The sequence below is a fragment of the Kitasatospora sp. NPDC001159 genome, assembly GCF_053598235.1.
In genome coordinates, this window is sequence record NZ_JBSFJV010000018.1 from 21994 (window position 1) to 40992 (window position 18999).

Here is an 18999-nt window from a genome sequence, read left to right on the forward strand (position 1 = left end):
CCTGCGGGCACCCGCACCGCCACCCCCGCGACCTGGGAGCCCGATTGCCTCCGATCCCTCCGGCCGACAGCGCCGGCGCCCCGCACGGACGCGCCGTCGACCCGCTGTTCCTCGCCCTCCCGCTGCGCACCCTCGCCGACGCCGCCCTCACCCGGGCCCGTGAACTCGGCGCGAGCCACGCCGACTTCCGCCTGGAGCGGGTCCGCAGCGCCTCCTGGCGGCTGCGCGACGCCCGTCCGGCGGGAACCTCCGACAGCGTGCAGCTGGGCTTCGCCGTCCGCGTCCTGCTGGACGGCGCCTGGGGCTTCGCCGCCGGGGTGGACCTGACTCCGGAGGCCGCGGCGAAGGTCGCCGCCCAGGCCGTCGCGGTGGCCCGGCTCTCCGGCGGGATCAGCCGGGCGGCCGGCTCCACCGAGCGGGTCGAGCTGGCCGACGAGCCCGTCCACCGGGACGTCACCTGGGTCTCCGCGTACGAGGTCAACCCCTTCGAGGTGCCGGACGCGGAGAAGAGCGCCCTGCTCGCCGAACGCAGCTCCCGGCTGCTGGCCGCCCAGGGCGTCTCGCACGTCCAGGCGGCCCTGCTGACCGTCCAGGAGAACAAGTTCTACGCCGACACCGCGGGCACCATGACGACCCAGCAGCGGATCCGGCTCTACTCCGACCTGGAGGCCACCTCGGTCGACGAGCGCACCGGCGCCTTCGACTCGATGCGCACCCTGGCCCCACCGGTCGGCCGCGGCTACGAATTCCTCACGGGGGTCCGGGGGTCGTCCCCCGATGGACGGAGCCTGACCGGCGGCGAGTGGGACTGGGACGCGGAGATCGCCGAACTGCCCGTCCTGCTGGCCGAGAAGATGAAGGCGCCGAGCGTCGAGGCGGGCCGCTACGACCTGGTCATCGACCCGTCCAACCTCTGGCTGACCATCCACGAGTCGATCGGCCACGCCACCGAGCTGGACCGCGCGCTCGGCTACGAGGCCGCCTACGCCGGCACCTCCTTCGCCACCTTCGACCAGCTCGGCACCCTCAAGTACGGCTCCGAGCTGATGCACGTCACCGGCGACCGCACCGCCGAGCACGGCCTGTCCACCATCGGCTACGACGACGAGGGCGTGGCCACCCAGTCCTGGGACCTGATCAAGGACGGCATCCTGGTCGGCTACCAACTCGACCGCGGCATGGCCAAGTTGAAGGGCTTCAAGCGCTCCAACGGCTGCGCCTTCGCGGACTCCCCGGCGCACGTCCCGGTGCAGCGGATGGCCAACGTCTCGCTCCAGCCCGCCGCCGACGGCCCGGACACCGAGGCCCTGTTCGCCGGGGTGGAGAACGGCCTGTACATCGTCGGCGATCGTTCGTGGTCGATCGACATGCAGAGGTACAACTTCCAGTTCACGGGGCAACGCGCCTACGCCATCAAGAACGGCGAACTCGCCGGCCAGGTCAAGGACTTCGCCTACCAGGCCACCACCACCGACTTCTGGGGCTCGATGGCGGCGGTCGGCGGCCCGCAGACCTACGTCCTCGGCGGCGCCTTCAACTGCGGCAAGGCGCAGCCCGGCCAGATCGCGGCGGTCAGCCACGGCTGCCCGTCGGCGCTGTTCCGCAACGTCAACGTGCTCAACACCCAGCAGGAGGCGGGTCACTGATGACCGCGACGCAGCCCCACGAACTCGTCGAGCTGGCACTCGGCCTCTCCCGCGCCGACGGCTGCGTGGTGATCGCCGACGAGGAGTCCACCGCCAACCTGCGCTGGGCCGCCCCTGGAAACAAGCCGGGGGGCGCGCTGACCACCAACGGGGTCACCCGCAGCCGTCGCCTCACCGTGATCGCCACCGTGGCCGGCGCCGAGGGCACCGCCTCCGGCGTGGTCTCCCGCGAGGCCGTCACCGCCGAGGACGTCGAGGACCTGGTCCGGGCCGCCGAAGCGGCCGCCCGCGCGGCCGGCCCGGCCGAGGACGCCCAGCCGCTGGTCGCCGACCAGCCGCCCTCCCCGCACTTCACCCAGCCGCCCGCGGAGACCTCGATCGAGGTGTTCGACGCCTTCGGCCCGGCCCTCGGCGAGGCCTTCGCCCGCGCCGCCGCGCGGGGCGAGCTGCTGTACGGCTTCGCCCGGCACGAGATCACCACCAGCTACCTGGGCAGCTCCACCGGCCTGCGGCTGCGCCACGACCAGGCCACCGGCATGGTCGAGATCAACGCCAAGACCGCCGACCTGTCCGGCTCGGCCTGGGTCGGCGCCGCCACCCAGGACTTCAACGACATCGACGTCGAGGCCCTGCACACCGAGCTGACCAAGCGCCTCGGCTGGGGCGCCCGCAAGGTCGACCTGCCGGCCGGGCGGTACGAGACGCTGCTGCCGCCCTCGGCCGTGGCCGACCTGATGGTCTACCTCAGCTGGTCCTCCGGCGGCCGCGACGCCCACGAGGGCCGCACCGTCTTCTCCAAGCCCGGCGGCGGCACCCGGATCGGCGACAAGCTCGCCGGCCTGCCGCTGACGCTGCGCTCCGACCCGCACGAGGAGGGCCTGGAGGCCGTCCCGTTCGTGCTGGCGCACCGCAGCGGCGGCGACGTCTCGGTCTTCGACAACGGCGAGCCGATCACCGCCACCGAGTGGATCCGCGAGGGCGTGCTGGCCGAGCTGATCACCAGCCGCCACTCGGCCGGCCTCACCGGCCTGCCGCTGCGCCCGGCGATCGACAACCTGGTGCTGGAGACGGTCGGCCCGGAGTCCGCGCCGACCCTGGACGAGATGATCGCCCGCACCGAGCGCGGCCTGCTGCTCACCTGCCTCTGGTACATCCGCGAGGTGGACCCGGCGACGCTGCTGCTCACCGGCCTCACCCGGGACGGCGTGTACCTGGTGGAGAACGGCGAGGTGGTCGGCGCGGTCAACAACTTCCGGTTCAACGAGTCCCCGGTCGACCTGCTCGGCCGGATCACCGAGGTGGGCCGCACGGAGCGCTGCCTGCCCCGCGAGTGGAGCGACTGGTTCACCCGCACCGCGATGCCACCCGTGCGTGTCGCGGACTTCAACATGAGTTCGGTCAGCCAGGCCTCATAGCCACTGACCGACGGGGGGATACGAGAGACATGATGGACGAGAAGCGGCTGGTCAGAACGAGCAAGATGCTGTCGCGCATCCTGCGGCACGAACCGGAGCTGGTGGGGGTCACACTGGACGAGTCCGGCTGGGTACGGATCGACGCCCTGCTCGCCGCCCTCGCGGCGAAGGGCAGGCCGGTCACCCGGGCCGAGCTGGACCACGTCGTGGCCGCCAACACCAAGCGCCGGTTCGGGTACTCGCCGGACGGTCTCTCGATCCGCGCCAACCAGGGCCACACGGTGGCGGTCGACCTCGGCCTGACCGCCACCGAGCCGCCCCACGTGCTGTACCACGGCACCGCCGACCGCCACCTGGCGTCGATCTTCCGCGAGGGCCTGCGCCCGATGGCCCGCCAGGACGTGCACCTGTCGGCCGACACCGAGACCGCGACCCGGGTCGGCGCCCGGCACGGCCGCCCGGTGGTGCTGACCGTGCACGCGGCCGCGATGGCGGCGGCCGGCCACGAGTTCCGGCTCAGCGAGAACGGCGTCTGGCTCACCGACGCCGTCCCCCCGCAGTACCTCTCCCGCCGCTCCTAGGCGGCTGTCCCTGTGATCCTTGCCGGGGTCGCGGCAAAACCCCAGAGACAGACCACCTGCGGCCGGACGGCTCCCGTATCACGCCCGACCGGGTGGGCCCCGCCCACCCGGTCTCGTCGTGCCCGGCGCCCGGGCGTACCGTGAGGAGGCCGCGCGGCACGGCGCGGGTGCGTGGACGAGGGCGGTAGGACACATGGGCAAGAGCGCCGACGGCGGGCAGGTCTACCGGATCACAGGGGCTCGCAGCAGCCTCAGCGAGGACGTCCGGGGGCGTCAGCGCCGTTACGTCATCTCGATGCTGATCCGCACGCTCTGCGTGCTGCTCGCGGTGGTGCTGTGGGACGTCCAGCGGTGGCTGGCCCTCGCCGCGCTGGCGGGCGGCGTGCTGCTGCCGTACTTCGCGGTGCTGATCGCCAACGCGGGCCGGGAGCGGGCGCCGGGTCTGCCGAGCACCTTCGACATCCCGCACGACACCCCGCTGATGCTCGGCCCCGGTGGTACGGGTGGGGCTGGTGCGTCGACTGGTACAGGACATGCAAAGGCCGCTGGCACCGAAACTTCACAGGACGCGAACTGACCATCCGATTCGTGGGGGTTGAGCCCGAATCGACTTGGCGAAAGCTCAAAAGAAGCTCAGATTAATCATGCAAGACCTCCCCATCCGGGGGTCTCGGCGTGACATACTGCGTACGCGCTCCGCATCCCCCGTCGGAGCGACGGACCGACGCCGGGCGGCTCCCCCCGTGGCTGCCCGGCGTCGCCATGCCCGGATCCGGACGGGCCGAGGCCGCGTGAAAGACTGACGGCGACGATCGATCCGCCGAGCACCGAGGACGACCCCGATGGACACGCCGCAGACGCCGATCTGCTCCGCCAAAGGCTGCCGGGCGGACGCCCACTGGGTGCTGGTGTGGAACAACCCCAAGCTGCACACCCCGGACCGCCGCAAGACCTGGCTGGCCTGCGAGGAGCACCGCGAGCACCTGTCCCAGTTCCTGGGCGTGCGCGGCTTCCTCAAGGAGGTCGTCGCCTTCGCCGACTACCCCGAGACTCCTGAGGGGCCCGAGACCGAGCAGCCGGGTTAGCCCCCGATCGCCGACATCGGCCGCTCGGGCTGGTGGAACTCCGGGGCATCGATCCCGGCCCCGGCCTTCTTGCCCCACATCGCCGCCCGCCACAGCGCGGCCAGCTCCGCGTCGTCCGCCCCCGAGCGCAGCGCGGTGCGCAGGTCGGTCTCCCCGGTCGCGAACAGGCAGTTGCGCACCTGCCCGTCGGCGGTCAGCCGGGTCCGGTCGCAGGCCCGGCAGAACGGCCGGGTGACCGAGGCGATCACGCCGACCCGGCCCGGCCCGCCGTCCACCACCCAGCGCTCGGCGGGCGCCGCGCCCCGGCCCGCGGACGGCTCCGGGGTGAGCGTGAAGCGGGCGGCCAGCAGGTCCAGGATCTCCGCCGCGGTGACCATCGACGAGCGGTCCCAACCGTGCTGGGCGTCCAGCGGCATCTGCTCGATGAAGCGCAGCTCGTAGCCCCGTTCCAGGCACCAGGCCAGCAGGTCGGCCGCCTCGTGGTCGTTCACCCCGCGCATCAGCACAGCGTTCAGCTTCACCGGGGCCAGCCCGGCCGCCTCGGCCGCGGCCAGCCCGTCCAGCACGTCCTGGTGGCGCCGGCGGCGGGTGAGCGTGAGGAACACCTCGGGGTCGAGGGTGTCCAGCGAGACGTTGACCCGGTCGAGCCCGGCCTCGCGCAGTGCCGTCGCGGTGCGGGCCAGTCCGATGCCGTTGGTGGTCAGCGACAGCTCGGGGCGCGGCTCCAGCTCCGAGCAGGCGGCCACGACGGCGACCAGCCCGGGACGCAGCAGCGGCTCGCCGCCGGTGAAGCGGACCTCGCGCACGCCCAGGTCCCGTACGGCCAGGCCGACCAGCCGGACGATCTCCTCGTCGGTCAGCAGGTCGGGCTTGGCCAGCCACTGCAGGCCTTCCTCCGGCATGCAGTAGGTGCAGCGGAGGTTGCACCGGTCGGTCAGGGAGACCCGCAGGTCGACGGCCTGTCGTCCGAAGGTGTCGAGCAGCACGTGCGTCCCTTCCCGAAATGCGGCCGGCCCGGCCAACCGTCGCGGCGGGGGCCGGGCCAGCATAGTCATCACGGGACGATCAGTGGGCGCCCAGCCCGGTGAGCGAGCGGACCTCCAGTTCAGCGTACTTCGCCGGGTCGGGTCGCTCCTTGGACAGCAGGGTGCCCAGCCAGCCGGCCAGGAAGCCGACCGGGATGGAGACCAGGCCGGGGTTCTCCAGCGGGAACCAGTGGAAATCGGTGTTCGGGAAGAGGGAATTCCTGCCCCCGGACAGCACCGGGGAGAACACCACCAGCACCACCGAGGAGATCAGGCCCGCGTAGACCGAGCTGACCGCGCCGGTGGTGGTGAAGCGCTTCCAGAACAGCGAGTAGAGCAGGGTCGGCAGGTTCGCCGAAGCGGCCACCGCGAAGGCCAGCGCGACCAGGGCCGCGGTGCTGAGCTTGCCCGCGTAGAGGCTGAGCACGATGGCGACCGCGCCGATCCCGACGGCGGCCCACTTCGCCGACAGCACCTCCTCCCGCTCGCCGGCCTGCCCGCGCCGGATCACGTTGGCGTACAGGTCATGTGCGAAGGAGGCCGAGGAGGCCAGAGTGAGCCCGGCGACCACCGCGAGGATGGTGGCGAAGGCCACCGCCGAGATCACCGCGAGCATGATCGCCCCGCCGGTGGTCCCGGAGCCGCCGCCGAGTTGTTCGGCGAGCAGCGGCGCCGCGGTGTTCCCGGACGGCGTCTTGCCCTCGACGGCCACCATTCCGCTGCGGCCGACCAGCGCCGCCGCACCGAAGCCGAGCGCCAGGGTCATCAGGTAGAAGACGCCGATGATGCCGATCGCCCAGAGCACCGACTTCCGAGCCGCCTTGGCGGTGGGGACGGTGTAGAAGCGGACCAGGATGTGCGGCAGGCCGGCGGTGCCGAGCACCAGCGCGATCCCCAGGCTGATGAAGTCGAGCTTGGAGGTGCTGCTGGCCCCGTACTTCAGCCCGGGTTCGAGGAAGGCCGCGCCCTTGCCGCTCGCGGAGGCGGCCGCGCCGAGCAGCTCCGAGGGGTTGAAGTGGTACTTGGCGAGCACCAGGACGGTCATCAGCGCGGCGCCGACTATCAGCAGCACCGCCTTGACGATCTGCACCCAGGTGGTGCCCTTCATACCCCCTATCACCACGTAGATGATCATCAGTGCGCCCACCGCGAGGATGGTCCAGCGCTTGGCCCCCTCCCCCGTGACCCCCAGCAGCAGAGTCACCAGCGCCCCGGCGCCGACCATCTGGGCGAGCAGGTAGAAGATCGACACCACGATGGTGGACACCCCGGCCGCGGTGCGCACCGGGCGCTGGCGCATCCGGAACGCGAGCACGTCCGCCATGGTGAACCGGCCGGAGTTGCGCAGCGGCTCGGCGATCAGCAGCAGCGCGACCAGCCAGGCGACCAGGAAGCCGATCGAGTAGAGGAAGCCGTCGTAGCCGTTGAGCGCGATCAGCCCGGCGATGCCGAGGAAGGAGGCGGCGGACATGTAGTCGCCGGAGATGGCCAGACCGTTCTGGAAGCCGGTGAAGCCCCGGCCGCCGGCGTAGAAGTCGGAGGCGCTGCGGTTCTGCCGCCCGGCCCAGACGGTGATGACCAGGGTGGCCGCCACGAAGAGTCCGAACAGGGTCATGGTCAGGCCGCGGTGCTCGGTGGCGGAGCTGGCGAGCACGATCATTCGGCGGACTCCCGGGGAGCGTGGACGACGGCACCGTGGGCCTCGCGGATCGCGGCGGCGGGTGGGTCGATCCGCCGGTCCGCGTAGCGGGCGTACCAGGCGGCGATGGCGAAGGTGGTGACGAACTGCAGCAGCCCGAGCACCAGGGCCACGTTGACGCGCCCGAGGACCGTGGTGCCCATCAGGTCGGGCGCGTAGCAGGAGAGCAGGACGTAGAGCAGGTACCAGAGCACGAAGCCGATGGTGACCGGGAAGGCGAAGCTCCGGAACGAGCGCCGCAGGGCACGGAACTCCTCGCTGTCGTCGATGAGTTGGGCTTCCGTAGCGGCAGTGGTGATCGGCGGCGAATCCACTCTGTCTCCTCACTCCTTCGGATACGTAGCGTCGCCCAAGTGGAACGGTCGAACGTGAGGGGCGTCACACGCCTGGTCGCGCCGCGCAATGCTAGGAGCGTCGCGCCCGCCCCGAAAGGGGTTCACGGCGATCAGTCAGTCGTTCACCCCATCGCACTATCCAATTGGCTGAAAAGAAACCGTGCGGACGGCCCATGCCGGCTCCTCACAACTCGCTCGATGGCGGGGGATTCGTGGTGGTAACCTCCAGCCACTCATAGATCGTCAGCCTCCAGGTCACCGGCCGCTCCGGCGTCCCGCAGGGCGCCTAGGCCGTCGTCCTCAACGTGACCGCGACCGAGACCGACGGCGGCGGACACCTCACCGCCTGGGCCGGCGGCTCCCCGCAGCCCACCTCCAGCAACCTCAACTGGACCACCAGCGGAGTCACCACCCCCAGGCTCGTCGTCGTCCCCCTCGGCCCCGACGGCAAGGTCAACCTCCTCAACGGCTCCTGGAACACCACCCACCTCATCGCCGACGTCTTCGGCTACTACGTCTGACCCCAGCACCAACGAACACTGGCCTGTGCCGCCCCGCTTGGTGGGGTGCGGTACAGGCCAGTGCCGTGAGACCAGTGCGTCAGCGCGTCAGAACGCGATCCGGACCTTCAGCGCCGAGCGGTCGTCCATCGCCCGGTAGCCGTCCGGCACCCCGTCCAGGTCCACCGTGCGGTCGAACACGAGCCCGGGCTCGATGGCCCCGGACAGCACGTCCGGCAGCAGCTCGGGGATGTACGCGCGGGCCGGGGCGACACCGCCGTTCAGCGAAACGTTTCGGCCGAACATCTGACCGATGTCGACGCCCGCGCTGCCGCCGTGCGGCACACCCACGTAACCGACCGAGCCACCGTCCCGGGCGATCGAGATCGCCGTCCGCATCGACTCCTCGGTGCCGACCGCCTCCAGCACCGCGTGGGCGCCCAGGCCGCCGGTCAGCTCCTTCACCGCCTCGACCGCCGCGTCCCCGCGCTCGGCCACCACGTCGGTCGCCCCGAAGCGCCGGGCCAGCTCGGTCCGGGCGGGGTGCCGGCCCAGCGCGATGATCCGGCCCGCACCCAGCCGGTGTGCCGCCAGCACACCGCACAGGCCCACCGCGCCGTCGCCGACCACCGCGACCGTCGCGCCCGGACGCACCCGGGCGGAGACCGCCGCGTGGTGCCCGGTGGACATCACGTCGGACAGCGCCAGCAGCCCCGGCAGCAGCTTCTCGTCGCCCGCCGCCTCCTTCGGCAGCTTCACCAGCGTCCCGTCCGCGAACGGCACCCGCACCGCCTCGCCCTGGCCACCGTCCGAGCCGACCTGCCCCCAGAACCCGCCGTGCGGGCAGGAGGTCTGCAGGCCCTCCTGACAGAACTCGCAGACCCCGTCCGACCAGACGAAGGGTGCCACCACCAGGTCGCCCTTCGCGAAGCCCCGGACCTCGGCGCCGACCTCCTCGACCACACCGAGGAACTCGTGCCCGATCCGCTGCCCGGCCACCCGCTGCGCCACCCCGCGGTAGGCCCACAGGTCGCTGCCGCAGATGCAGGCGTTCACCACCCGGACCACCACGTCCGTCGGGTGCTGGATCGCCGGGTCCGGTACCTCTTCGATCCGGATGTCGTTGGGTCCGTGGATCACAGTGGCGCGCATGCGTTCTTCCTCACACAAATCCGGCCAGAAGGCCGGAAACGATCTCGACCAGATGTACGACGCCCCCGCCGACCACTCTATTCCGGCCCCCCGGTGGCAACATTCCGACCAGCCCCGGCCACCGCTCCCCTTATCCTGTTGGACCATGCAACCGATCCAGCCCGAGACGTACGGCGCGCCGCGGACCGTCCCGGTCCCCGCCCAGCGCTCCGCCGCCCCCGCCGAGGGCTTCGCGGTCGTCGACGTCGAGACCACCGGTCTCGGCCGCTCCGACCGCGTCATCTCGGCGGGCGTCTACCAGCTGGACCAGGACGGCGAGGTCACCGACCACTGGTACACCCTGGTCAACCCCGAACGGGACCCGGGCCCGGTGTGGATCCACGGCCTCACCGCCGAACTGCTCTCCTCCGCCCCGACCTTCCCCCAGATCGCCGACGAGTTCGCCGCGCGCCTGGAGAGCCGTGTCCTGGTCGCCCACAACGCGCTCTTCGACTGGAACATGATCTCCCGCGAGTTCTCCCGGGCCGGCCGCCGCGCCCCGGTCGAGCAGCGACTGTGCACCATGGTCCTCTCCCGCGACCTGCGTCTGCCGCTGCCCAACGGCAAACTCGCCTCGCTCGCGGCCCACTTCGGCGTCCAGCAGCGCCACGCCCACAACGCCCTGGACGACGCCCGGGTACTCGCCGAGGCCTTCCGCCCCAGCCTGCACCTGGCCCGTCTGGGCGGTGTGCCCCTCCCGCTCCAGACCTGCGTCGCGGTCACCGACCTCGGCGAGGACGACCCCGCCACCCCCGCCCGCGGCAACTGGACCGGTGCCCAGTACCGTCAGGCCAAGAAGCGCCCGCCCTGCCCGTACCCCAACCCCGGGCGCTGGGAGGACGGCAAGCCCCTGGTCCAGGGCATGAGGGTGGCCTTCACCGGCGACACCGCCACCGACCGCGAGGTGCTGGAGGACCGCACCGTCGAGGCCGGCCTGCACATCGCCGCCTCGGTGAGCCGGCTCACCAGCCTCCTGGTCACCAACGAGCCGAACAGCTGGAGCGGCAAGGCCCGCAAGGCCCGCGAGGTCGGCACGCCGGTGGTCGGCGAGGACGCCTTCCTCCAGTTGCTGCGCGAGGTCGCCCCGCACCCCGGTGCGTGAGGCGGGTGTGAGGTCGGCGTACGGTTCCCATGTGTACCGTTTTCTGCTGACCCGGCAGTGGCTGATCACCATGCTGATCGCGCTGCTGCTGATCCCCGCGACGATCAAGCTGGGTTTCTGGCAGCTGCACCGCCACGAGGCGCGGGTGGCCCGGAACGAGCTGATCGGCAAGGCCCTCACCGCCTCGCCGGAGCCCTACGACACCCTGTCGCCGGCCCCCGGTTCCGCGGTGCCCGAGGACGTCACCTGGCACGCCGTGACGGCCACCGGGCAGTACGACCCGGCACACGAGTTCGTGGTCCGCAAGCGGACCGACTCCAACGGGACCATCGGCTACTTCGTCGTCACCCCGCTGAAGCTCTCCGACGGCAAGGGCACCGTCCTGGTCAACCGCGGCTGGGTCCCCTCCGGCGACGGCGCCACCGAGTACCCGCCCGTCCCGGCCGCTCCCACCGGCGAGGTCACCCTCACCGGCCGCCTGCGCCCCGACGAGACCGCCGGCAGCAGCGGCGGTTTCGTCAAGGACCGGGCCGGCCTGCCCGCCCGCCAGTTCAACCTGATCAACACCGAACAGCAGGCCAAGGAGACCGGCACCACCCTCCTCGGCGGCTACCTCGAACTCACCGGCACCACCCCGGCCCCGGCCGACCAGCCCCAGCTGATCCCCGAGCCCAACCACTCCGACATCGGCCCGCACATGGCCTACGCCATCCAGTGGTGGCTGTTCACCGCGATGATCCCGGTCGGTGTCTGGGTCCTCATCCGCCGCGAAGCCAAGGACCGCGCCAAGCAGGCCGCCGAACCCGAGGTCCCCCTCGACGCCATCCCGGCCTAGATCACACCCTCCAGCTCCCGCAACAACCGCGCCTTCGCCCGCGCCCCCACCACCGACCGCACCGGCTGCCCACCCCGGAACACCATCAGCGTCGGCATCGACAGCACTCCGTACGCCGCCTGCGTCCGCGGATTGCGGTCCACGTCCACGCTCACCACCCGCAGCCGGTGCGCCTCCTCCCGAGCGATGTCCGCCAGCACCGGCGCCATCATCCGGCACGGCGGGCACCAGTCCGCCGTGAAGTCCACCAGCACCGGCCCCTCCGCCGCCAACACCTCCGCGGCGAACGTCTCGTCCGTCACCGCCGGCACGCCCGCGCTCTCCACCATCGCCTACTCCTTCGTCAGTTCACACACCGGTGGCTGCTCGGAAGCCGCGAGCTCGTCCCGCGCCCGCACCGCCCGCTCGAACTGCCCGGCCACCTGCTGCCGCACGTCCTGCAACTTCGCGATGCACTCGTCCAACTCGGCCAGCTTCCGCCGATACACCTCCAGCGACGCCGGACACGAATCCCCCTCCGGGTGCCCGGCCCGCAGGCACTCCACGAACGGCCGGGTCTCCTCCAACCCGAACCCGAAGTCCTGCAGCATCCGGATCTCCCGCAACAGCCGCAGATCCCCCTCGTCGTACGCCCGGTACCCGTTGCCCGCCCGCCGGGCCGGCAACAAACCCAACTGCTCGTAGTACCGCAACGCCCGCGTGGTCGTCCCCGCCCGCTCCGCCAACTCCCCGATCCGCACGCTGAACCACTCCTCCCGTACAGCCGTCAACGACCGTAAACCTTGCCGCACACGTCAACGCCAGCCCGCGCGCCCGCAACAAGAACCACCCCGCCCCCAGCACCCACCCACCCACGAACACCCACACGGCCCGGCAAGATGTCCCCATGGATCTAGGACTCAAGGACAAGGCCTACATCGTCACCGGCGCCACCCGAGGCCTCGGCCTCGCCGCCGCCCGCGAACTCGCCGCCGACGGCGCCCGCGTCCTCATCAGCGGCCGCACCCAGCAGGCCGTCGACGCCGCCGTCACCGGACTGAACGCCCTCGGCACCGCCCACGGCCTGGTCGCCGACAACGCCGCCCCCGACACCGCCGAACGCCTGATCGCCGAGGCCCACGACCGCTTCGGCCGCCTCGACGGCATCCTGATCAGCGTCGGCGGCCCCCAGGCCGGCCCGGTGGAGACCACCCCCGAGTCCGCCTGGCGCGACGCCTTCGAATCGGTCTTCCTCGGCGCCCTGCGGATCGCCCGCACCGCCGCCGCCGATCTCCGCTCCGGCGGCGTGATCGGCTTCGTGCTCTCCAGTTCGGTCCGCCAGCCGGTCCCCGGCCTGGGCATCTCCAACGGCCTGCGCCCCGGCCTGGCCATGGCCGCCAAGGCCCTCGCCGACGAGCTCGGCCCCCGCGGCATCCGGGTGCTCGGCCTGCTCCCGGCCCGGATCGACACCGACCGGGTCCGCGAGCTCGACTCCCTCGCCCCCGACCCGGCGGCCGTCCGCGCCCAGCACAGCGCCAACATCCCGCTCGGCCGCTACGGCACCCCGGAGGAGTTCGGCAGGGTCGCCGCCTTCCTGCTCTCCCCCGCCGCCTCCTACCTGACCGGCATCATGGTCCCGGTCGACGGCGGCGCGCTCCGTTCCCTCTAGGCACACCCCGAGGACGCCCCCGCCTACACCACCCTCGGGTGCCCCCGCCGACGCCGACGTCCTCGGAACCAGCGCCGGCGCTCGACGGGGGCCCGCTGCAACACCCGGATCCGCAGGTCGGCCGGCAGCTCCGCCAGCCCCAGGCTCCCCAGGGCGTCCGTCCGGGGCCCGTCCTCGAAGTGCTCCACCAGCCCGACCGGGTCCCCACCCGGCGTCAGCCGTACAGCCCCCCGCAGCCGGGGATGCCGCGGCGCCCGCACCAGCCGCACTCCCGCCCGCTCGACCTCCGGCAGCACCGCCGTCCCGTTCTCCAGCGCCTCCTCCAGCGCCCGCGCGCTCACCCGCAGCCGCAGGCCGCCCACCCCCGGCGTGGGCACCGCGATGCTCGACAGCCCGGTCCGCCGCAGCTGTGCCACCAGCCACCACGCCATCCCGACCACCAGCACCGAGAGCCCCCCGATCACCGTCGGCCACCACCAGGACGAACCGGCCCACCGCCCCCGCGACCGCTCGCTGACCACCGGCTGGTCGGGCGAGGTGAGCGGCCACCAGCTCGGCGGATCCACGCCCAACCGCCGGTACAGGTCGAGCCCACCGGCGAGCACCAGCACCCCGACCCCCAGCACAACGACCCCCACCACCCCCAACAGCACCCGGTTGACGACCGTTCGAGTCACCCCGCCGCCCCCTCCCCCACCCCACCGGCCATCGGCCCCCCCGTCGTCTTAACATCCAGCCGCAACGGCCGCGCCAACCCCACCCGCTCCAACTCCTCCCGTAGTTGCCGCTGCACCAACGCCGGATCGGCCGACCCGCTCACCGTCACCCGGATCCTCCGCCGCCCCACCTGGCTCCGCAGGTGGTCGATGCCGTCCAGCCCCGCCGCCCGGTCCGCCAACAGATGCCCGATCCCGCCCTTGTCGATGGCCGCGCTCGTCCCCCCGTACGGCCGCAGCACCAGCCACCGCCGCAGCCCGGGCACGATCGCCAGCCAGAGCAGCCACCCGCCGAGCAGGGTCGCGGCCCCCGCCCCCACCAGCACCCACAGGTCGTCGAGGTGACGTGACGCCAGCTCGTCCGCGATCTGCGCCCGCCACCGCTTGGCCGGCTGCCCGACCCGCACCGCGATCACGTCGTACAGCAGTGCTCCCGCCACCACCAGCACCACCGTGGCGACCAGCGCCGCCGCCCCGGCCCGGCTCGCCCGCAGCCTGGGCACCTTCTGCACGGCCTCCGGGGACTCCTGATCTCCGCTCACAGCGCTCCCCGGATGACCAGCTTCTCCACCACGACGACCACTTCGGCCACCCTGGTCCCGGTCAACCCCGCCATCTGCGCCCCGATCTGCTCCCGCAGTCGGGCGGCCAGCCGGGCGAGGTCGGCCGGAAGCGGCAGCTCAACGGCCACCCGCACGGTCACCGTGCTGCCCGGCACCGCCACCGACACCCGGGGCGGCGCCCCCTTCGCCGACCGCCCGGCCCAGACCTCCGCCAGCAGTTCCCGCGCGACCTGGTCCGCGATCCGGGCGTAGACGCGCTCCGAGACCCGCAGCCGCCCCCGCCGGCCCGGCACAACAGCGGCGGCGGACCCGGAGGGCCCCATCACCGCCGCCGGTCACGGCCGCGGAGCAGGTCCCCGAGGTCGCCCAGCTCGATGTCGCCCTCCAGTAACCGCCCGACCACGAAGCCGACCAGCCCGAGCGCCGCCACCAGCAGGAACGCCGCGAACCCGCCGAAGTACCCGGCGAAGCCGAGGGCCATGCCCACCACCAGGCCGACCATGGCCAGGTTCATCCGCTACTCCCTCGTCCTCCGCCGAACACCTTGACCGATCCCCGCGGCAGGGTGTCACTTGAGCTTGGGCCGCTGCCCCGGCGCCGTGATCGGCTCCTCTTCCTCCTCGAACTCCGGTTCGTCCGGGAGGTGGACGTCGTTGACCGCGATGTTGACCTCGACGACCTCCAGGCCGGTCATCCGCTCCACCGCGTCGATGATGTTCTCCCGCACCTGCCGGGCCAGTTCGGGGATCACCACGCCGTACTCGACCACCAGGGCGATGTCGATCGCGGTCTGCTTCTCGCCGACCTCGGCCTTGATGCCGCGGCCGATGCTGGACTTGCCGCCGGGCACCCGGTCCCGCATCGCCCCGAAGGTACGGGCCAGCCCGGAGCCCAGGGCGTGGATGCCGGAGACCTCCCGGGCGGCCATCCCGGCGATCTTCTCGACCACCCCGACGGCCAGCGCCGTTCGGCCGCGCTCGCCGACGGGCCGACCGCCGTCCCCGCCGCCGCCCGTGCCGGGGCCGGGCTTGGCTCCGGGCGGACCGGGGGTGGGGGCGTGGCCGGGGTTCTTGTGCAGGGTCGCGGGCGTCGGAGTGTCAGGCATGGGGCGAATCTCCCGTCGTACGGCTCCAGCTATATCGCAAACCTCCCCAACTCTGACATTTCGCCACGTTCCCCGCCCGCCGGGAGCACCACCGGGAGCAGTCCGGGGAACGCCGAAGGCCCGGCCCCGGGTGTTCCCCGGGGCCGGGCCTTCCACGAACGGCCTACCGATTCAGTCGCCGATTCCCGCGAGCTCCCGCAGCCGGCGCGCCTGCGCCACCCGCTCGGCGGAACGCTGTTCGTCGAAGGAGCGCCCGGAGGCCCCCTGCAGCAGCGCCTTGGTCTCGATGACGGCGCCGCGCGGCGCGGCCAGCAGGGCGGCGGCCAGGTCACGGGCGGTGGCGTCCAGCTCGGCACCGGGGACGGCCAGGTTGGCCAGCCCGATCGCGGCGGCCTCCTCGGCGCCGACCCAGCGGCCGGTCGCGCAGATCTCCAGCGCCCGGGCGTAGCCGACGAGTTCGACCAGCGGCTTGGTTCCGGCCAGGTCGGGGACGAGGCCGAGCGAGGTCTCCTTCATGGCGAACTGCACGTCGTCGGCGACCACCCGCAGGTCGCAGCCGAGGGCGAGCTGGAAGCCCGCGCCGACGGCGTGGCCCTGGACGACGGCGATGGAGACCAGGTCGGAACGGCGCCACCAGGTGAAGGCCTCCTGGTAGGAGGCGATGGTGTCGTCCAGCTCCTTGTCACCGGAGCCCGCGAGCTGGAGGAAGGTGGGCTCGCCGGGGATGCCCTCGGCGGTGAACATGGCCCGGTCCAGCCCGGCGGAGAAGGAGACGCCCTCGGCGCGCAGCAGCACCACCCGGACGCTGCCGGGCAGTTCGCGCCCGGCGGCGGTGAGGGCGCGCCAGAGCGCGGGCGACTGGGCGTTGCGCCGCTTGGGCTGACAGAGGGTGACGACGGCGAGTTCGCCGTCGATCTCCAGGCGGACGCCGTCCCGCTCCCAGCTCGGGGCCTGCGGGTCGGTGGCGGGGGCGGTCATGCGGGGACCTCCGGTGGCGAGGGACTTGGCTACCGGAGGGTAACAAACCTGGGCGCGCGTGGGCAGGGCCCAGGTCCGGAAAGATCGACGGAGAGCCGGGAGCCCGGGGATCCGGACATGACGATCGGCGGCCGGTCCACTCGACCCGAGGGCGGACGCCCAGCTTCGGTCAGCCGTCGTCTCCCCGGTCGGCGCCGTGCCGCCGCGTCATCCAGCTATGGGCCGATGGACCGTCAGGAACCGGCCCCGGCAGTCGCCTTGTTCTTGCCCCGCGTGGCACCACCGCGGCCCCGGAGGATCACTCCGGACTCGCTCAGCATCCGGTGCACGAAGCCGTACGAACGACCGGTCTCCTCCGCGAGAGCGCGAATGCTCGCCCCGGAGTCGTACTTCTTCTTGAGATCGGCCGCGAGCTTCTCACGCGCGGCACCGGTCACCCGGCTGCCCTTTTTCAGAGTCTCGGCCACCCGTGCCTCCTCGTAGCGTTGCTCGGTCAGATTCCCATGATCACCCATACACCGCGTCCTGGCCACCCATTCGACAAGGTCGATGTCGCAAATGCGTGGTCCTGCGGTGGTGATCCGAGCGCACCAGGGCGCTCACGCAGAGTGCACGCCCCGGGGCGGGTGCCGCCGTTCGTCGTGAAAGGGCTGATCAGCAGCGTCGGCCCGACCACGATCGAGTGGCGGGCCGACAGGAAGTCCTTAAACGGAATCCGGGTCTACTTCATTCCCGGACACGCCGAAAGGACTAGATTTTCTGGTCCGACAAGCGGATGCGGCGTCTACTTCCGGTCAGGCCAGCGACACCAGATCGGCGTAGGACGGGTTCCACAGGTCCTCCACACCGTCCGGCAGCAGGATGATCCGCTCCGGGTCGAGCGCCTCGACCGCGCCCTCGTCGTGGGTGACCAGCACGACCGCCCCGGAGAACTCGCGCAGCGCGCCCAGGATCTCCTCGCGGCTGGCCGGGTCGAGGTTGTTGGTGGGCTCGTCCAGCAGCAGCACGTTGGCGGAGGAGACCACCAGGGTGGCCAGCGCCAGACGGGTCTTCTCACCACCGGAGAGCACCCCGGCCGGCTTGTCCACGTCGTCGCCGGAGAACAGGAAGGAGCCGAGGATCTTGCGGATCTGCACCAGGTCGGTGTCCGGTGCGGCCGAGCGCATGTTCTCCAGGACGGAACGGTCCGCGTCGAGCGTCTCGTGCTCCTGGGCGTAGTAACCGATCTTCAGCCCGTGGCCCGGGATGACCTCCCCGGTGTCCGGCGCCTCCACCCCGGCCAGCATCCGCAGCAGGGTGGTCTTGCCGGCGCCGTTGAAACCCAGCACGACGACCCGGGAACCCCGGTCGATCGCCAGGTCGACGTCGGTGAAGATCTCCAGCGAGCCGTAGGACTTGGACAGGCCGCTGGCGGTCAGCGGGGTCTTGCCACAGGGAGCCGGCTCCGGGAAGCGCAGCTTGGCGACCTTGTCGTTCATCCGGACCTGCTCCAGACCGGAGAGCAGCTTGTCGGCACGGCGGGCCATGTTCTGCGCGGCCACCGTCTTGGTCGCCTTGGCGCGCATCTTGTCGGCCTGGGCGTTCAGGGTCGCGGCCTTCTTCTCGGCGTTGGCCCGCTCGCGCTTGCGGCGCTTCTCGTCGTCCTCGCGCTGCTGCTGGTACTGCTTCCAGCCCATGTTGTAGACGTCGATGCAGGAGCGGTTGGCGTCCAGGTAGAAGACCTTGTTGACGACCGTCTCGACCAGGTCGACGTCGTGCGAGATGACGATGAAGCCGCCCTTGTAGGTCTTCAGGAAGTCCCGCAGCCAGACGATCGAGTCCGCGTCCAGGTGGTTGGTGGGCTCGTCGAGCAGCAGCACGTCGGAGTCCGAGAACAGGATCCGGGCCAGCTCGACGCGGCGGCGCTGACCACCGGAGAGGGTGTGCAGCGGCTGGCCGAGGATGCGGTCCGGCAGGCCCAAGGCGGCGGCGATGGTGGCTGCCTCGGCTTCGGCGGCGTACCCGCCCTTGGTGAGGAACTCGGTCTCCAGCCGGGCGTACTTCTTCATCGCGTTGTCCCGGGTGGCGCCCTTGCCGTTGGCCATCCGGTCCTCGTTCTCGCGCATCTTCTTCAGCACGGTGTCGAGGCCGCGGGCGGAGAGGATGCGGTCCTTGGCGAGGACGTCCAGGTCACCGGTGCGCGGGTCCTGCGGGAGGTAGCCGACCTCGCCCGAACGGGTGACCGTACCGGCGGCCGGCAGGCCCTCGCCGGCCAGCACCTTGGTGAGCGTGGTCTTCCCGGCGCCGTTGCGCCCGACCAGACCGATCCGGTCGCCGGCGGCGACCTTGAAGCTCGCGGACTCGATCAGGATCCGGGCACCGGCGCGCAACTCAAGGGCGTTGGCGGAAATCATGGCTGGGAACTACTCCTGGGACGTGGGCGGGCGGCCGGGTACGGGCCCGGGCGGCGGGAAGAGGGCTTCATCGACGGTCGGCGCGGTGGAGAGGGGCGCCGCCGCCCGCTATTGCCCGGAGAAGATAGCCATGACGGCCAGTCTACCGGGCCGCGCGAAACGCCCCGGGGCCGTGACCGCCC

23 protein-coding genes are annotated in these 18999 nt (G+C 72.0%); 9 read left to right on the forward strand and 14 right to left on the reverse strand.

The features are described 5' to 3' along the window. Positions 1-44: 44 nt before the first annotated feature. The 5 genes from ACWC9T_RS12085 to ACWC9T_RS12105 all read left to right on the forward strand — a co-directional run bounded on the left by ACWC9T_RS12085 (position 45) and on the right by ACWC9T_RS12105 (position 4727). On the forward strand, positions 45-1646 hold the full coding sequence (locus ACWC9T_RS12085; RefSeq protein ID WP_449820935.1) for a TldD/PmbA family protein: 1602 nt from the start codon (positions 45-47) through the stop codon (positions 1644-1646). Next, positions 1646-3061, forward strand: coding sequence for a metallopeptidase TldD-related protein (locus ACWC9T_RS12090; protein ID WP_449820936.1), 1416 nt, complete (start codon positions 1646-1648; stop codon positions 3059-3061). Before ACWC9T_RS12085 ends, ACWC9T_RS12090 begins: the two co-directional genes overlap by 1 nt. 32 nt (positions 3062-3093) lie before the next feature. Continuing rightward, positions 3094-3642, forward strand: a complete 549-nt coding sequence (locus ACWC9T_RS12095; RefSeq protein WP_449821009.1) for an RNA 2'-phosphotransferase — start codon at positions 3094-3096, stop codon at positions 3640-3642. 193 nt (positions 3643-3835) lie between these two features. Beyond that, complete coding sequence (locus ACWC9T_RS12100) at positions 3836-4219, forward strand: DUF3099 domain-containing protein (RefSeq protein ID WP_449820937.1); 384 nt, start codon at positions 3836-3838, stop codon at positions 4217-4219. A 265-nt stretch (positions 4220-4484) separates the two neighbouring features. Continuing rightward, the gene (locus ACWC9T_RS12105; RefSeq protein WP_449820938.1) at positions 4485-4727 is read left to right on the forward strand and encodes a hypothetical protein; all 243 of its coding nucleotides are present in this window, start codon (positions 4485-4487) and stop codon (positions 4725-4727) included. Here the strand turns inward: ACWC9T_RS12105 and moaA are convergent. From moaA to ACWC9T_RS12120, 3 genes are all read right to left on the reverse strand, one after another. Next, positions 4724-5713, reverse strand: a complete 990-nt coding sequence (gene moaA, locus ACWC9T_RS12110; RefSeq protein WP_449820939.1) for a GTP 3',8-cyclase MoaA — start codon at positions 5711-5713, stop codon at positions 4724-4726. The genes ACWC9T_RS12105 and moaA overlap by 4 nt on opposite strands. A 79-nt stretch (positions 5714-5792) precedes the next feature. Further along, the gene (locus ACWC9T_RS12115; RefSeq protein ID WP_449820940.1) at positions 5793-7412 is read right to left on the reverse strand and encodes a solute symporter family protein; all 1620 of its coding nucleotides are present in this window, start codon (positions 7410-7412) and stop codon (positions 5793-5795) included. Next, a complete protein-coding gene (locus tag ACWC9T_RS12120; RefSeq protein WP_449820941.1) occupies positions 7409-7765 on the reverse strand; it encodes a DUF485 domain-containing protein in 357 nt (118 codons plus the stop codon). The genes ACWC9T_RS12115 and ACWC9T_RS12120 overlap by 4 nt, the downstream gene beginning before the upstream one ends. A gap of 326 nt (positions 7766-8091) precedes the next feature. On the opposite strand from ACWC9T_RS12120, the gene ACWC9T_RS12125 reads away from it, so the two are divergent. Next, the gene (locus ACWC9T_RS12125) at positions 8092-8307 is read left to right on the forward strand and encodes an N-acetylmuramoyl-L-alanine amidase (protein ID WP_449820942.1); all 216 of its coding nucleotides are present in this window, start codon (positions 8092-8094) and stop codon (positions 8305-8307) included. Positions 8308-8394: 87 nt separating this feature from the next. Here the strand turns inward: ACWC9T_RS12125 and ACWC9T_RS12130 are convergent, their stop codons facing one another. Continuing rightward, on the reverse strand, positions 8395-9438 hold the full coding sequence (locus ACWC9T_RS12130; RefSeq protein ID WP_449820943.1) for a zinc-dependent alcohol dehydrogenase family protein: 1044 nt from the start codon (positions 9436-9438) through the stop codon (positions 8395-8397). Positions 9439-9583: 145 nt separating this feature from the next. On the opposite strand from ACWC9T_RS12130, the gene ACWC9T_RS12135 reads away from it, so the two are divergent. Together ACWC9T_RS12135 and ACWC9T_RS12140 are read left to right on the forward strand one after the other, a co-directional pair. Continuing rightward, positions 9584-10579, forward strand: coding sequence for a DEDDh family exonuclease (locus tag ACWC9T_RS12135; RefSeq protein ID WP_449820944.1), 996 nt, complete (start codon positions 9584-9586; stop codon positions 10577-10579). 31 nt (positions 10580-10610) lie between these two features. After that, complete coding sequence (locus ACWC9T_RS12140) at positions 10611-11414, forward strand: SURF1 family cytochrome oxidase biogenesis protein (RefSeq protein WP_449820945.1); 804 nt, start codon at positions 10611-10613, stop codon at positions 11412-11414. Here ACWC9T_RS12140 and trxA read toward each other — a convergent pair. Then, positions 11411-11743, reverse strand: coding sequence for a thioredoxin (gene trxA, locus ACWC9T_RS12145; protein ID WP_449820946.1), 333 nt, complete (start codon positions 11741-11743; stop codon positions 11411-11413). The two genes, ACWC9T_RS12140 and trxA, sit on opposite strands and share 4 nt — an antisense overlap. Before the next feature lie 3 nt (positions 11744-11746). Continuing rightward, positions 11747-12154 carry a MerR family transcriptional regulator gene (locus ACWC9T_RS12150; protein ID WP_355674823.1) on the reverse strand — a complete coding sequence of 136 codons (408 nt, stop codon included), beginning with the start codon at positions 12152-12154 and terminating at the stop codon, positions 11747-11749. Between the two features lie 146 nt (positions 12155-12300). Between ACWC9T_RS12150 and ACWC9T_RS12155 the strand changes: the two genes are divergently transcribed. Continuing rightward, positions 12301-13062 (forward strand): SDR family oxidoreductase, encoded by a 762-nt coding sequence (locus tag ACWC9T_RS12155; RefSeq protein ID WP_449820947.1) that lies wholly within the window; start codon positions 12301-12303, stop codon positions 13060-13062. 23 nt (positions 13063-13085) lie between these two features. Here the strand turns inward: ACWC9T_RS12155 and ACWC9T_RS12160 are convergent, their stop codons facing one another. The 8 genes from ACWC9T_RS12160 to ACWC9T_RS12195 form a co-directional block, all read right to left on the reverse strand. Beyond that, positions 13086-13739: an alkaline shock response membrane anchor protein AmaP gene (locus tag ACWC9T_RS12160; protein WP_449820948.1), complete on the reverse strand. Its 654-nt coding sequence runs from the start codon at positions 13737-13739 to the stop codon at positions 13086-13088. Next, the gene (locus ACWC9T_RS12165; protein WP_449820949.1) at positions 13736-14320 is read right to left on the reverse strand and encodes a DUF6286 domain-containing protein; all 585 of its coding nucleotides are present in this window, start codon (positions 14318-14320) and stop codon (positions 13736-13738) included. The genes ACWC9T_RS12160 and ACWC9T_RS12165 overlap by 4 nt, the downstream gene beginning before the upstream one ends. Then, entirely contained in the window at positions 14317-14664 is a 348-nt protein-coding gene (locus ACWC9T_RS12170) for a hypothetical protein (RefSeq protein ID WP_449820950.1), read from the reverse strand. The genes ACWC9T_RS12165 and ACWC9T_RS12170 overlap by 4 nt, the downstream gene beginning before the upstream one ends. Next, entirely contained in the window at positions 14664-14855 is a 192-nt protein-coding gene (locus ACWC9T_RS12175; protein ID WP_350749761.1) for a hypothetical protein, read from the reverse strand. Before ACWC9T_RS12175 ends, ACWC9T_RS12170 begins: the two co-directional genes overlap by 1 nt. Positions 14856-14909: 54 nt before the next feature. After that, positions 14910-15446, reverse strand: coding sequence for an Asp23/Gls24 family envelope stress response protein (locus tag ACWC9T_RS12180; RefSeq protein WP_449820951.1), 537 nt, complete (start codon positions 15444-15446; stop codon positions 14910-14912). 171 nt (positions 15447-15617) lie between these two features. Then, entirely contained in the window at positions 15618-16424 is an 807-nt protein-coding gene (locus tag ACWC9T_RS12185; protein WP_449820952.1) for an enoyl-CoA hydratase/isomerase family protein, read from the reverse strand. Between the two features lie 233 nt (positions 16425-16657). Further along, positions 16658-16891, reverse strand: coding sequence for a helix-turn-helix domain-containing protein (locus ACWC9T_RS12190; protein WP_030059940.1), 234 nt, complete (start codon positions 16889-16891; stop codon positions 16658-16660). Between the two features lie 327 nt (positions 16892-17218). Beyond that, on the reverse strand, positions 17219-18817 hold the full coding sequence (locus ACWC9T_RS12195) for an ABC-F family ATP-binding cassette domain-containing protein (RefSeq protein ID WP_449820953.1): 1599 nt from the start codon (positions 18815-18817) through the stop codon (positions 17219-17221). Positions 18818-18999: the final 182 nt, after the last annotated feature.

Excerpts from the sequence above, each read along its gene's own strand:
- ACWC9T_RS12090 (WP_449820936.1), top strand. The coding sequence starts at position 1,646 with ATGACCGCGACGCAGCCCCACGAACTCGTCGAGCTGGCACTCGGCCTC.
- ACWC9T_RS12095 (WP_449821009.1), top strand. The coding sequence starts at position 3,094 with ATGGACGAGAAGCGGCTGGTCAGAACGAGCAAGATGCTGTCGCGCATC.
- ACWC9T_RS12100 (WP_449820937.1), top strand. The coding sequence starts at position 3,836 with ATGGGCAAGAGCGCCGACGGCGGGCAGGTCTACCGGATCACAGGGGCT.
- ACWC9T_RS12105 (WP_449820938.1), top strand. The coding sequence starts at position 4,485 with ATGGACACGCCGCAGACGCCGATCTGCTCCGCCAAAGGCTGCCGGGCG.
- ACWC9T_RS12115 (WP_449820940.1), bottom strand. The coding sequence starts at position 7,412 with ATGATCGTGCTCGCCAGCTCCGCCACCGAGCACCGCGGCCTGACCATG.
- ACWC9T_RS12130 (WP_449820943.1), bottom strand. The coding sequence starts at position 9,438 with ATGCGCGCCACTGTGATCCACGGACCCAACGACATCCGGATCGAAGAG.
- ACWC9T_RS12135 (WP_449820944.1), top strand. The coding sequence starts at position 9,584 with ATGCAACCGATCCAGCCCGAGACGTACGGCGCGCCGCGGACCGTCCCG.
- trxA (WP_449820946.1), bottom strand. The coding sequence starts at position 11,743 with ATGGTGGAGAGCGCGGGCGTGCCGGCGGTGACGGACGAGACGTTCGCC.
- ACWC9T_RS12155 (WP_449820947.1), top strand. The coding sequence starts at position 12,301 with ATGGATCTAGGACTCAAGGACAAGGCCTACATCGTCACCGGCGCCACC.
- ACWC9T_RS12170 (WP_449820950.1), bottom strand. The coding sequence starts at position 14,664 with ATGGGGCCCTCCGGGTCCGCCGCCGCTGTTGTGCCGGGCCGGCGGGGG.
- ACWC9T_RS12175 (WP_350749761.1), bottom strand. The coding sequence starts at position 14,855 with ATGAACCTGGCCATGGTCGGCCTGGTGGTGGGCATGGCCCTCGGCTTC.
- ACWC9T_RS12180 (WP_449820951.1), bottom strand. The coding sequence starts at position 15,446 with ATGCCTGACACTCCGACGCCCGCGACCCTGCACAAGAACCCCGGCCAC.
- ACWC9T_RS12185 (WP_449820952.1), bottom strand. The coding sequence starts at position 16,424 with ATGACCGCCCCCGCCACCGACCCGCAGGCCCCGAGCTGGGAGCGGGAC.
- ACWC9T_RS12195 (WP_449820953.1), bottom strand. The coding sequence starts at position 18,817 with ATGATTTCCGCCAACGCCCTTGAGTTGCGCGCCGGTGCCCGGATCCTG.